The sequence below is a fragment of the Vibrio sp. A1-1 genome, from assembly GCF_021728175.1.
Classification (GTDB): Bacteria; Pseudomonadota; Gammaproteobacteria; order Enterobacterales; family Vibrionaceae; genus Vibrio; species Vibrio diabolicus.
Window position 1 is genome coordinate 52,899 of record NZ_JAKKCL010000001.1, and the last position, 12,833, is coordinate 65,731.

A 12,833-nucleotide genomic window follows, 5' to 3' on the forward strand; every position below is an offset into this window, starting at 1 on the left:
ATGATAACATTCTGTTTGTTATCTGCACGATTTATTTCCCATAGTGGAATAGTGGTCACATTATTGACGCTTTATCATTTTGATCGAAAATAGGATAAAAAAGATCAAAAGTAATAGAGGAAAGATCCACAACGCCGCTGTCGAATAATTAAATGGTGGCTGATACAAAACGATATTCCCATATCTCTGAACCAAATAATCTTTTACCTCTTGATCCGTACTTCCTTCGTTTACCATCGAGTACACTTTCAATCTTAAATCTTTAGCGGCTTGTGCATTAGATTCAACAAGGTTTTGGTTTTGACATTGTGGGCATCGCAAAGCCTTGGCTAATGCATTTGCTCTTTGTTGCAGTTCAACGGAATGAAATTCAAACAGATCAACATGCTGCGTAATTTGCTCTGCTTTGACCCAAGAAGAACACAAAGAAAACAAAACAATAATGAAGTAAGCATATTTAAAGTGAGACATTAAAATACCCCGAAAATAACGAGTTCCATTTGTCTATTGTTAACTTACCTCTATATTTGATCAAAACATTGCCATTTTGATCAATTAAGTAAGTTTCAGGTGTTCCTATTACACCAAGTTCAACCGCCAGTTGCCCATTAGGATCGGATATAACTTCGGTATATGGATTGTGTGAAGAGCTCAAATAGCGTTTAGCCGCGCTCTCTTTATCTCGATAGTTAAGACCAACGATGGGCACACCTTGTCGAGCTAAGTTGAGCAAATCATCATGTTCTTGTTTACAAACCCCACACCAAGACGCCCAAACATTCAATAGCACATAACCTTGATTTTCTAGTACTGCATCGGTGATTCGATTGCCTGAAATAAGTGAGTAAGCGGTAAAATCCGGGATAGATAACATACGATTTTGTTGTATCTCCACGTTTGGTCTATCGGATAATGCCATTGTCGCGGTGACAACAAAAATCGCAACTAACAATATGAGAACGATCAGTTTAAGCGTATTTTTCGATCTCATTACCTTTTCCCCTTCGATTCGTCATACTCCCCAAAGCACTTATTACGATTAAAGCGCCACCAAACCATATCCACCAGATACCCGCCCGATATTGCACTTTAATTGCGTAGGCGCTGTTGTCGAGCTTGTCACCCAAAGTGATGTAGTAGTCTCCATGCCATAGTGATCGAATAGCGGGCTCGGTCATATTCATCACGCGCACAGGGTAATGCCGTTTCTCGGGTTGAAAGTTCAGCGCCTTACCGCTCTCCAAATAAAGATCAACACTCCCCTGTTCTGCGGTGTAGTTCGGCCCAACTAACCATTCAATCCCGTGGTAATCAACGGTGATACCCGCTTTTTGATACGAGCTACCAGGTTCTGCCCGTAAGTTGTATTCATACGAATAATCACTATTAAATACTGCCCCGCTTGCACCCAATGCAAAGCCAACATGAGCAAGAAACATAGGCATTAATTTGCTCTTGTTTTCTGCACAAAACAGCAATAGCACATGAGAAACCACTACCCACGTCGCTAATACCAGAGTAATCAAAGTCGTTATATGAAGCTCTTTTGTAGTAAAAACGAAAATAGTACTAACCGCAATAACATGAATACCGACAAACCCAATGGTTTTAACGGCATGAGGACTGGCTCCTTTCGTCCACTTCAACACGGGCATCAAGGCGAGAAAGGTCAGAGCAAGTAATGTAAGGGGAAAAACGAGGCTGTTAAAGTAAGGTGCCCCAACGGATATATTACCCAAGCCAAGCAGTTGATAAAGCATTGGGTAAAAGGTACCGAGGAAAACAATCGCCATACAAACAACGAGAAATCCAATAGCGATGTATACCATGTAGGCACGACTTATTAACGAATCGAGCGTAAAACGAGGAATATGTAGCCCTCGCATAATGAGCACACCAAAGGTGACAATCACCAAAATGCTGAGAACAGCAAGAAGTACTACACCTTTGGTTGGATCAACCGCAAACGCGTGTACTGAGGTTAATACACCCGATCTCACCACAAATGTGCCGAGAATACTCAAACTGAACGTCGCAAAAGCCAATGCGTAGGTGCTCCAAATTGCTCCTTTATTACGCTTCGACAACACACCGCTATGCAGTAGTGCGGTACCCATTAACCAAGGCAGCAAAGACGCGTTTTCTACCGGGTCCCAAAACCACCACCCGCCCCAACCTAACTCATTGTATGCCCACCAAGAACCGATCAAAATTCCAATTGTTAGCGTACCCCAAGCAAAGAAAGCGGCACTACGGGCAACACCATACCATTCATTTATAGGTCGTTTCGCTAATAACGCAGCTAAGGCGAACGCCAGTATCGCGGCATAACCAACGTAACCCAAATACAACAGCGGTGGATGAATAATAAGCCCGATATCTTGCAACATCGGATTGAGATCTCGTCCCTCCAACGCTAGTGTCTGAGCATACTCAAAAGGATTGGACGTGGTGAGGGTAAACCAAGCGAAAATAGCAATAAGTAAGTTCATGATACCCAAGCAATCGCCTGTATATTGAGTGCAAACTGGCGACTTGATAGCAATAAAAGACGCCCATAAGCTCAACGTAACCACCCAAAACAACATAGACCCTTGATGGCCGCCCCAAGCAGCTGCAATCTTAAACGCGATAGGTAACTGGCTGTTCGAGTGTGTAACCACATACTCAAGCGCAAAATTATCCTGAATAAAACAGACTATCAAAAGCGCCAAACAAACTAAGGAGGCTAAGCTGATAATATGAGACGTTGCGGTTTGGTGTGGCAACACTCCCTTCTTCCGCAGCGTAAAGCAAACCCAATGCAGCAGCGTCGCACATGTCGATGCGACAGCCACCAATATCAACAAAAAGAAACCGAGCTCAGCCTCCATTTTGCCTCCTTACACGATGGTCATTTGACCGGCATAGAGAATGAAAGTACGCAGCATGAGTACGCCAACCAAACTCAACGTTGTGACCGCAAAAACGTAACTTCCCCTATGACGAACTTCAGAAGGCGTCAACCAATTAAGAGTCAAAGGCGTTATCATGCCGATGAGCACCACCCCAACCCAGAACCACTGAGCCCAGAACCCACTCGAAATGGCATTCCAAGCCGCGGCTTCATTTTGCCCGCCACTAAAGATAAGCCCAGTAAAGAATGTCACTAAGACAAACAGCTCAAACAATACTACTGGGCGTTCAAATCCGTGTACCCAAGACACACTTGGGCTGCTGGTCGACTCTTCAAACACCAAGATGCCGAACATCAAACATGCTGCTGCGCCAGATGACAAACTAGAGAATAGGAATAAGATTGGCAGTACTGGATTGTTTAGCATTGGGTAAGTCTTCAATGCAGACAATAAAAAGCCGGTGTATGCCGCAAGCACGATGGCTAAGAAGCCCAAGAATAATTCAATTGCGTTGTTGGCTTTCCCTGCTTTAATCAAGATGCCATCGGCAAAATCCAATAATTTACTCGGCAACTTTCCTTCGCAGAAGCTGATGATTTGATGACGGAAGATAACGCCGATCCAAACAAACAGCACTAGCATGTACACTTGGAACAAGACAACGCCCATCGACATCACGGAAGTCGGGTTGTAGTAAATCATGATCTTCCAAAACTCAAGCGGTTTAGTTAAGTGGAAAATCAAAATCACTAAGCCAGAAATAATGCCAAATGGCGCTAGCCAAGCCATTGCTTTTATAATGCCATTGTTTGCGGGATCACCTTCAATCACTTTGCGTTTTAAATAGATAGAAATCATCACCGCACCTGCTGACATCCCAGCGAGGAATAAGTAAATCGCAATAATCCAATCCCAGACTAACGAGTCAAAGTGGAATGCACTTTCGAAGCCGTTCATGATGACACCTCCCCTTTACTATGCGGAATTTTGTACAGTTTAGGCTGCGTACCTAAATGCGATTTATCGCGATAGACAACATGGCTTTCGATAGCTTTGCTCACCTCGCTAGCTGGGTCATTTAAATCACCAAAGATGAGTGCTTTTGTTGGGCAAGATTCCACGCAAGCTGGCTGCTTACCTTGCGCCAGGTTGGTATCGCGGCAGAAGTTGCATTTATCCGCAGAGTGATCGACTGGATTAAAGAAGCGCACTTGGTAAGGACAAGCAGCAAGGCAATAACCACATCCGACACATTTCTCTTTGTGTACATCCACAATGCCCGTCGCTTCATCTTTGTATGCTGCGCCTGTTGGGCACACATAGACACATGGTGGATTATCACAGTGCTGACAGGATTCGCGAGTAAACTGGTATTCCACATCTGGGAATTCGCCAATCGGTTCACTGCGATGAATTTTAAGTCGCGTCACGCCTTCAGGGACTTTATTTACTTCGCGACAAGCATCGGTACAAGCGGTACAGCCAATGCAGGCATTTTCATCATGAACCATACCCATGCGCTTCGCTTGTTCACTGTTGCTGGCATAAAGAGAGGAGCTAACAACGGAAGTGCCCGCAACGCCTGTAGTTAAAATCAACGCACCGCTGCTAGCTAAAAAGTTTCTTCTCGAACATTTCATGCTATCTCTCCTCTTCTTTGGCAAGTTCAGGTTCGACGGCAAATTCAGAGTGACAATCCACACACTGCTTAATCAGCTGTTTTCTGTCATAAGACAAAGCTTTGGTTTTTGCGGCATGAACATCATGACAGTTTGAACAAGTGAGATTCTTGGCGTGCACATCGTGCGTCCAATGCTTTTCTCTTAACTTAAGTGGCGCGTGACAATCCACACACTGGCTATTAGCTTTGAGAATCAAGCTTGGGTCAAGGGACACTTTGTCGTGCACCGCTTTCGATTGCGCAGCAGAAAACTTAATCACATCGGGTGCACCTTCACGGTGATCAGGGCCGATGTTGCTGTGACAGTTAGTGCAATTGAGCTGCTTACCTTGACTCAATAACGCTTGCGAATCATGCGATAGATTCAGAGTATCTTTAGCATCCTTATGACATTGAAGACATTTATAGTCTCGGTCACGGATCAACTCGACTTGATGACGCTCAGCTTGAGCACCTTCAACTGGCTCTGAAGAAGTCGCATGGGCGGCGGTGAAAAAACCATAGATGGCAAAGATGAAGAGAAATTTCAGCATTGTCTCTATGGTCAATTTTATATTGCCCATATTTTTCTTTCCTTAGCTCGATAATAATTGATAACTCTTATCAACTATTATTTGAGCAACAATTAATTTCCTCTGAAGATATTTTTACACCTTCAAATGACATCAATTCTTATTTTGGAAAGCCACAACGCTAAACCTGTATTTATAATACCTCTATAATTCCTAAGAGGTAGAATCACATGTTCAAAAAGCGACCTTAATCACCTTATTTTTAGAATGGTTATACCCATAACACGCTGTGATTAAAGGGGATTACAACATACCACCTTAGGGGTATATGAACTTAAACATGATTAAGATCACTAGCATAAATTGATCTAAAACAAGGCCAATTTCGGTCACTATTTCATCTATTCAATTCACTATTAATATTAACGATAGATCTCCGATTCTTATTTGGAATAGCTCCTCACAACGCTGCTAATAAAAACGAATATGGAGATAACACCGTGAGCATAAAACACTGGATGAGCGCACCTATCGCGGTTGCGACCTTATTCGCCAGCCAATTATTTTTGGTTGGTGCTCCTTTGGCGGCAAAGGATACTGGTCTCATAGAGCCTCGCAATGATACCTTTGAACAAAACCATCCTGACCAATATCACTCTTGGAAAGCCACATCGGAAAGCGAGCATATTGAAGATGCCTTAAGTGAAGACCCAAACATGGTGATCTTGTGGGCCGGTTATGGTTTTGCTAAAGACTACAACAAAGCGCGCGGTCACTTTTACGCGCTTGATGATGTGAGGCAAACCCTCAGAACCGGCGCACCAGCAGACGGAGACTCCGGGCCAATGCCGATGGCTTGTTGGAGTTGTAAAAGCCCAGATGTCGCCCGCGTAATTGAAGAGCGCGGTGAAGACGGTTATTTCGAAGGTAAATGGGCACGCTTAGGCTCAGAAATCGTCAACCCTATCGGTTGTTCCGATTGCCACAACACGGGCTCTGAAGCCTTCAAGAAAGGCGAACCCGCACTGGCACTGACTCGCCCATACGTCGAGCGTGCTTTTGACACCATCGGCAAAAATTTTGACCAACAATCTCGCTTAGATAAACAAGCGTCAGTCTGCGCTCAATGTCATGTCGAGTACTACTTCACAGGTCCGACTAAAGCAGTCAAATTCCCATGGGACATGGGGACCAACGTCGCGGATATGGAGAAATACTACGACGCGTTAAACTTTAAAGATTGGACGCACGCCGTTTCTAAAGCACCAATGCTTAAGGCGCAACACCCAGGTTTCGAAACTTGGAGAGCGGGTATTCATGGCAAAAACAAAGTGGTGTGTGTGGACTGTCACATGCCTAAAGTAACCAAAGAAGACGGTACGGTATACACCGACCACAAAGTGGGTAACCCGTTTGATCGTTTTGAAGACACCTGTGCGCAATGCCATACTCAAACCAAAGAGCAGCTACAAGGCATCGTTTCGACTCGCAAAGCGCAAGTACTAAACATGAAGCTAACCGCCGAGAAGCAAATCGTAGCGGCGCACTTTGAAGCAGGAGCAGCGTGGAAAGCGGGTGCAACAGAAGCAGAGATGCAACCTATCCTACAAGATATTCGCCATGCACAATGGCGTTGGGACTACGCGATTGCTTCTCACGGTGTTCACATGCATGCTCCTGAGGTAGCACTTGAAGTACTCGGTACCGCAGTTGATCGCGCTGCTGACGCTCGTACTAAGTTAGTTCGTTTACTGGCAACCAAAGGTATTACTGACCCAGTTCAAATTCCAGATATCTCGACCAAAGCAAAAGCGCAACAAGCACTAGGTATGGATATGGAAAAGATGAACGCAGACAAGAAACACTTCCTAGAAACGGTGGCACCAGAATGGGATAAAGCAGCTGCTGAGCGCGAAGCAACGTACTGATCAGTATCGATTACACTAGGTTAAATGGATAAAACGAAGGGCGCACGTTGCGCCCTTTTTGTTTGATAGAAGGAGAGGAAAACAGATTAGCGACGAGGAAGTCTCGGCCTAGGCTGAATATGTGGACGTGTTTTAGGCATCTGCACATTTGGGCGTGTAACTGGGCGCTGGATCTTCGTTTCCGGCAATGCTTTTCTTTGTTGAAGCTTTTCTGCCACGGCTTTGTCTTGTAAAGCCGTAGGCTCGATGCGCTCGGGGCGGTTCTCCCACTTGGTTTGAATCTCCTGCTTTTGCTCGTCAGGCAGCGATTGCCAATGATCGTCAAGCTGTCGCTTCATGTTATCGATATTGGCGGACATATCATCGTCTTTCCAATCTTCGACTTTGTCTTTGATGGATTGCTGTTGCTCTTCATCCAAGCCATTCCACCACTCTTCTAGTTTCTCTTTGTATTCATCGTCGTTGTCGCAACAACCCGGATAGTAATAAATCCAGTAGTCGTCATGATCGTACCACCAAGGGTCGTAATAACCGGAAGAGTAATAAACCGTAGATGAGGTGCCAGAATGTTCGGAAGAGCTACAACCCACTAACACGGAGCCGCACAGCACCACAAATATTCCGAACGCTTTATTCTTCATTCGTCCCCCACCTTTCTTCTACTACTTATTAGAGTCTACGCCTACAACAGCTCTTTCGCTTTATTGATCGAGTTAATAATTTGTACTCGATCTAAGCTTGGATCGTTCGAGTCGAGTAATAGCACCCAAGTATCAATGGCTTCCTGAAAGCGGAATGACAGAAAATGATCATTGGCAATCAACGACAAAGCCGCTTCATTATGCGGTTCTATCTGCAAAGCTTGTTCTAGAAGCAAACTGACTTCTTGCGTCATTGATTGCTGGTGAATGTAGTATAAGGTCGTCGCTTTCGCAGCAAGTTGCGTGGCACCGACTGGCTCAGTCAGTTGGATGGCATAATCAAAACAAATCAGCGCGCCATCCAGTTCTCCCTCTAGCAGGTAGCCCTGCCCTAGCTGAAACCACAATTCGGCATTGTTTGGGTCTTCACGCAATTGGTCTTGAATTTCCTGCATGATATCGCGAGCAGTCATCATTCGAGAGACTTCAGCTTGAATAGGTTGTGGAGGAGATTGACGCAACAATAAGAAGCTAGCGCTGGTTAACACTAGTACCAAAGCACAAAAACCGAACCATTGTGCCGCTCTTACTCTTGAAGCGCTGAGCGATAATACGACGACGAATAATCCCATCAAAGTGATGGCAATGAAAAACCAAACAGACATAACGCGCTCCCTAGACAAACTGAGTATTAGTGTACTGGTTTAATGCTTGTATTGCGTTGATAGAGGTACAAAAAAGCCGAGCAACTGAGGCTCGGCTTTTTACATTAGAATAGTGACGAAAGATTACTCTTCGTTACCTTCCTCTGCATCATCAGCGGCTGGCGCTTCTGGAGTATCTTGCTGCGTATTTTCGTCTGTTGACTCTAACGCTTCTGCTTCTTCACCAGCAGGCAGCTCTTCTTCATCAACTTCTTCAATACGTTGCAAACCAACAACAGATTCGTCTTCCGCAGTACGGATAAGCGTTACACCTTGCGTGTTACGACCAACCTGGCTAACTTCACCCACACGAGTACGTACTAGTGTACCAGCGTCGGTGATCATCATCATTTCATCACCTTCAACAACCTGGATAGCACCAACTACCGGGCCGTTTCGCTCAGAAACTTTGATAGAAACGACACCTTGAGTGCCACGACCTTTTGTCGGGTACTCACTCAGCGCTGTACGTTTACCGTAACCGTTTTCTGTAACTGTTAGGATGTCGCCTTCGTGCGAAGGAACGATAAGTGATACAACTTGGTCATTTTCAGCCAGTTTCATACCACGAACACCAGAGGCGGTACGACCCATAGGACGAACACCTTTAAACTTGATCTCTGGCTGACCATTCTCATCAAGAACTGGCTTACCATTTTCGTCAAGTACTGGAATTTCTTCTGCTTCTTTAAAGCGAACCACTTTACCCGCTTTAGAGAACAGCATGATTTCGTTTTCGCCGTTAGTGATATCCACACCGATTAACGAATCGTCTTCACGTAGGTTTACCGCAATCAGACCATTTGAACGAACATTTGCAAATTGGTTCAACGGCGTTTTCTTAACCGTACCGTCACCTGTTGCCATGAAGATGAATTTGTCTTCAGAGAATTCATCAACACGCAGAATCGCGGTAATGCGCTCACCTTCTTCTAGTGGAAGGATGTTCACAATTGGCTTACCACGAGCAGTGCGGCTCGCTAGAGGCAATTGGTAAACTTTCAGACGGTATGTTTTACCGCGAGTAGAGAAACACAAGATATTATCGTGGGTATTCGCCACTAGAAGACGCTCAATGTGGTCTTCATCTTTCATCTTGGTCGCACTCTTACCTTTACCACCACGGCGCTGTGACTCGTAGTCGCTCAGTACTTGGTACTTAACGTAACCACCGTGCGATAGAGTAACCACAACGTCTTCACGTGCGATCAGCTCTTCCATGTCGATATCATGGCTCGCAGCTGTGATTTCTGTACGACGAGCATCACCAAAGCCGTCACGAACCGCTTCAAGTTCTTCGCGGATCACTTCCATCAAACGCTCAGTGCTTGCAAGGATATGCATGAGTTCAGCGATTTCTTCTAGAAGTGTTTTGTATTCGCCAAGAATCTTCTCGTGTTCTAGACCTGTTAGTTTATGTAAACGTAGATCTAGAATTGCTTGTGCTTGTTGCTCAGTCAGGAAGTACTGACCATCGCGGATACCATATTGAGGCTCTAGCCATTCAGGGCGTGCTGCATCTGTACCAGCACGCTCTAGCATTGCTGAAACGTTGCCTAAATCCCAACCACGAGCGATAAGACCCGCTTTTGCTTCAGCCGGTGTTGGCGCCTTACGGATAAGCTCAATGATTTCATCAATGTTGGCAAGCGCTAGCGCTAAACCTTCAAGGATGTGGGCACGTTCACGCGCTTTACGTAGTTCGAAAATAGTACGACGAGTCACAACTTCACGACGGTGATCAACGAAGCACTTCAACATATCTTTCAGGTTGAATAGCTGTGGTTGGCCATTGTTTAGGGCCACCATGTTGATACCGAAAGTGGTTTGCAACTGAGTCTGAGCGTATAGGTTGTTTAGAACCACTTCGCCCACAGCGTCGCGCTTACATTCAATAACAATACGCATACCGTCTTTATCTGACTCGTCGCGCAGTGCACTGATGCCTTCAACTTTCTTATCTTTAACTAGCTCAGCGATCTTTTCGATCAAGCGAGCTTTGTTTACCTGGTATGGGATCTCAGTGACGATGATGGTTTCTTTACCATTCTTCTCCACTTCGATGTCCGCTTTCGAACGCATGTAGATTTTGCCGCGACCTGTTTTGTACGCGTCTACAATGCCTTTACGACCGCTGATCAGCGCCGCCGTTGGGAAATCAGGACCAGGAATGTAATCCATTAGTTCATCAATAGTGATTTCTTCATTATTGATGTATGCAAGACAGCCATCGATCACTTCGCCAAGGTTATGAGGCGGGATGTTGGTTGCCATACCTACTGCGATACCAGAAGCACCGTTAACCAATAGGTTTGGAATTTTAGTTGGAAGAACCGCTGGGATCTGCTCAGTACCGTCGTAGTTTGGTACGTAGTCTACGGTTTCTTTGTCTAGGTCAGCCAATAGTTCGTGGGCAATTTTTGCCATTCGAACTTCGGTGTAACGCATTGCCGCAGCAGAGTCGCCATCGATAGAGCCAAAGTTACCTTGACCATCGACCAGCATGTAACGAAGCGAGAACGGTTGAGCCATACGTACGATTGTGTCGTACACAGCACTATCACCGTGTGGGTGATATTTACCGATTACGTCGCCGACAACACGGGCTGATTTTTTATATGGTTTGTTCCAATCGTTGCCTAGTACGTTCATCGCGAATAAAACGCGGCGGTGTACTGGTTTTAGGCCATCACGCACATCTGGAAGAGCACGACCCACGATGACTGACATCGCATAGTCTAGATATGAACCTCTAAGCTCATCTTCAATGTTTACGGGCGTGATCTCTTTAGCTAAATCGCTCATAGAGCCATTATCCCTCTATTATCTGATCGTAATTACGATACGTGTAAGGTGCAAAAATATAACACACAATTCATCACTTCGGCATCACTTTCCCTCTCCTTTTATCAGGTTGTGAGCTTGGTTATGAATCAAATGTCGAGAATTTGCACACTCATCCCATATCTTTCTGATTAGTGGTTATATTTCGGTCAATATTGAGCAAAATCGGACTCTGTACGTATGGAACTTAGTTGAAATCGTTAATCCCAATATATCCACACAACGTCAAAAATGCCGGTTTTAGAGTATTGTCACTGGCACTAGTTCAAGGATGAACCAAAAACATGCAAGCCCTTTCAAAGTTACAGGAACCTGTTGTTGCCGCACCGGTGAACTCTGTCATTGTCCCTTCACTAAGCACGTCGAGGTTGTTTGGTTATAAAACGTTGGAGTATACTGACGCCCTCTAAAGGACTCAGATTGAATGCAATAAAACCAATTATGACTAAAGCACAAAACGTCGACCCAAGTGAAATTAAGAAATTCGAGGACATGGCTTCTCGATGGTGGGATTTAGAAGGCGAGTTTAAGCCACTTCATCAAATTAACCCACTTCGTTTGAACTATGTACTTGAAAAAGCAAATGGCTTGTTTGGCAAGCGTGCACTTGATGTCGGCTGTGGTGGTGGCATTCTTGCTGAAAGCATGGCGAAAGAAGGCGCTATTGTTACTGGACTTGATATGGGCAAAGAACCTTTAGAAGTCGCGCGACTCCACGCACTAGAAACCGGTACTCAACTGACCTACATTCAGAGCACAATAGAAGACCACGCTATAGAAAACGCAGGAACTTACGATGTTGTGACTTGTATGGAGATGCTTGAACACGTTCCAGATCCTCTCTCCGTTATCCGCTCTTGTGCTGCGCTAGTAAAACCTGGTGGTCACGTGTTTTTCTCAACCTTGAACCGAAACATCAAGTCATACTTGTTTGCTATTGTCGGTGCAGAGAAGCTTCTTAAGATTGTTCCTGAGGGGACTCACGAGCACGAGAAGTTTATCAAGCCTGCCGAAATGATGAAGATGATAGACCAAACAGACCTAACAGAAATGGGCATTACAGGCCTGCATTACAACCCTCTTAATGACAGTTACAAACTCGGCCGTAATGTAGATGTAAACTACATCGTTCATACTAAAAAATACTGAACGCCGTTATGTTAAAAAATGCGTTTTGTAATTGACATTTTTTGTAGAAAATGAATCGAAAGCGGTAGCACAAAGTTGCCGCTTTTTTTGTCTTTTTATGCCTAAAATTCGTGCTCTAGATTCCATTTTAACCAACCTATTTTTCGTAGATAAAAACGGCCAAAGATCAAGGAAAATATTTTTGCATGCGGTTATTTCTAAACCGATCTCAAAACCGTGCTTTTAACCATTCAAGTCTGCCCTTTTCTCATCGGTTAGTGTTCACTTACTGATTTTTTTCATTTTGTCAGTTATCCACAAGTCATCCCCGATCTGTACCTTGATAAATCAGTGTAATAGCACTATCTTGTAACCCGCAAACAAATGAACCCCTATATGTTGTGTTTAAGCGACAATATATAGATAGACTTTGATCACAAAGCCGCCGCAAGCTTTACTCATATTGCACATAAACAAACAAAAATACGGCTTTTATCA

Annotated in this window: 11 protein-coding genes; 2 read left to right on the forward strand and 9 right to left on the reverse strand. The window is 44.6% G+C overall.

Going from position 1 to position 12,833, the window contains the following annotated elements:
- Nucleotides 1–60: 60 nt before the first annotated feature.
- From nrfF to nrfB, 6 genes are read right to left on the reverse strand one after another with little or no spacing between them, the layout of a single operon-like run.
- Nucleotides 61–471, reverse strand: a complete 411-nt coding sequence (nrfF, locus tag L3V30_RS00245) for a heme lyase NrfEFG subunit NrfF (RefSeq protein WP_005394762.1) — start codon at nt 469–471, stop codon at nt 61–63.
- A complete protein-coding gene (locus tag L3V30_RS00250) occupies nt 458–991 on the reverse strand; it encodes a DsbE family thiol:disulfide interchange protein (protein ID WP_109169689.1) in 534 nt (177 codons plus the stop codon). The genes nrfF and L3V30_RS00250 overlap by 14 nt, the downstream gene beginning before the upstream one ends.
- Nucleotides 969–2,873 carry a heme lyase NrfEFG subunit NrfE gene (nrfE, locus tag L3V30_RS00255; protein ID WP_237308037.1) on the reverse strand — a complete coding sequence of 635 codons (1,905 nt, stop codon included), beginning with the start codon at nt 2,871–2,873 and terminating at the stop codon, nt 969–971. The genes L3V30_RS00250 and nrfE overlap by 23 nt, the downstream gene beginning before the upstream one ends.
- Before the next feature lie 9 nt (nt 2,874–2,882).
- Nucleotides 2,883–3,854, reverse strand: coding sequence for a cytochrome c nitrite reductase subunit NrfD (nrfD, locus tag L3V30_RS00260; RefSeq protein WP_005394774.1), 972 nt, complete (start codon nt 3,852–3,854; stop codon nt 2,883–2,885).
- Nucleotides 3,851–4,537 (reverse strand): cytochrome c nitrite reductase Fe-S protein, encoded by a 687-nt coding sequence (gene nrfC / locus L3V30_RS00265; RefSeq protein ID WP_012841634.1) that lies wholly within the window; start codon nt 4,535–4,537, stop codon nt 3,851–3,853. Before nrfC ends, nrfD begins: the two co-directional genes overlap by 4 nt.
- Nucleotide 4,538: 1 nt before the next feature.
- Complete coding sequence (gene nrfB / locus L3V30_RS00270; protein WP_012841633.1) at nt 4,539–5,141, reverse strand: cytochrome c nitrite reductase pentaheme subunit; 603 nt, start codon at nt 5,139–5,141, stop codon at nt 4,539–4,541.
- Between the two features lie 449 nt (nt 5,142–5,590).
- Between nrfB and nrfA the strand changes: the two genes are divergently transcribed.
- The gene (gene nrfA, locus L3V30_RS00275) at nt 5,591–7,018 is read left to right on the forward strand and encodes an ammonia-forming nitrite reductase cytochrome c552 subunit (RefSeq protein ID WP_237308038.1); all 1,428 of its coding nucleotides are present in this window, start codon (nt 5,591–5,593) and stop codon (nt 7,016–7,018) included.
- Between the two features lie 86 nt (nt 7,019–7,104).
- Here the strand turns inward: nrfA and L3V30_RS00280 are convergent, their stop codons facing one another.
- The 3 genes from L3V30_RS00280 to gyrA form a co-directional block, all read right to left on the reverse strand.
- A complete protein-coding gene (locus L3V30_RS00280; RefSeq protein ID WP_104971905.1) occupies nt 7,105–7,659 on the reverse strand; it encodes a hypothetical protein in 555 nt (184 codons plus the stop codon).
- A gap of 41 nt (nt 7,660–7,700) precedes the next feature.
- Complete coding sequence (locus tag L3V30_RS00285; protein ID WP_006743142.1) at nt 7,701–8,324, reverse strand: cytochrome c; 624 nt, start codon at nt 8,322–8,324, stop codon at nt 7,701–7,703.
- A gap of 123 nt (nt 8,325–8,447) precedes the next feature.
- Nucleotides 8,448–11,168 (reverse strand): DNA topoisomerase (ATP-hydrolyzing) subunit A, encoded by a 2,721-nt coding sequence (gene gyrA, locus L3V30_RS00290; RefSeq protein WP_085343492.1) that lies wholly within the window; start codon nt 11,166–11,168, stop codon nt 8,448–8,450.
- A 480-nt stretch (nt 11,169–11,648) separates the two neighbouring features.
- On the opposite strand from gyrA, the gene ubiG reads away from it, so the two are divergent.
- The gene (ubiG, locus tag L3V30_RS00295) at nt 11,649–12,356 is read left to right on the forward strand and encodes a bifunctional 2-polyprenyl-6-hydroxyphenol methylase/3-demethylubiquinol 3-O-methyltransferase UbiG (protein WP_031780424.1); all 708 of its coding nucleotides are present in this window, start codon (nt 11,649–11,651) and stop codon (nt 12,354–12,356) included.
- Nucleotides 12,357–12,833: the final 477 nt, after the last annotated feature.

Excerpts from the sequence above, each read along its gene's own strand:
- nrfE (WP_237308037.1), bottom strand. The coding sequence starts at position 2,873 with ATGGAGGCTGAGCTCGGTTTCTTTTTGTTGATATTGGTGGCTGTCGCA.
- nrfB (WP_012841633.1), bottom strand. The coding sequence starts at position 5,141 with ATGGGCAATATAAAATTGACCATAGAGACAATGCTGAAATTTCTCTTC.
- gyrA (WP_085343492.1), bottom strand. The coding sequence starts at position 11,168 with ATGAGCGATTTAGCTAAAGAGATCACGCCCGTAAACATTGAAGATGAG.
- ubiG (WP_031780424.1), top strand. The coding sequence starts at position 11,649 with ATGACTAAAGCACAAAACGTCGACCCAAGTGAAATTAAGAAATTCGAG.
- nrfF (WP_005394762.1), bottom strand. The coding sequence starts at position 471 with ATGTCTCACTTTAAATATGCTTACTTCATTATTGTTTTGTTTTCTTTG.
- L3V30_RS00280 (WP_104971905.1), bottom strand. The coding sequence starts at position 7,659 with ATGAAGAATAAAGCGTTCGGAATATTTGTGGTGCTGTGCGGCTCCGTG.
- nrfD (WP_005394774.1), bottom strand. The coding sequence starts at position 3,854 with ATGAACGGCTTCGAAAGTGCATTCCACTTTGACTCGTTAGTCTGGGAT.
- L3V30_RS00250 (WP_109169689.1), bottom strand. The coding sequence starts at position 991 with ATGAGATCGAAAAATACGCTTAAACTGATCGTTCTCATATTGTTAGTT.
- L3V30_RS00285 (WP_006743142.1), bottom strand. The coding sequence starts at position 8,324 with ATGTCTGTTTGGTTTTTCATTGCCATCACTTTGATGGGATTATTCGTC.
- nrfC (WP_012841634.1), bottom strand. The coding sequence starts at position 4,537 with ATGAAATGTTCGAGAAGAAACTTTTTAGCTAGCAGCGGTGCGTTGATT.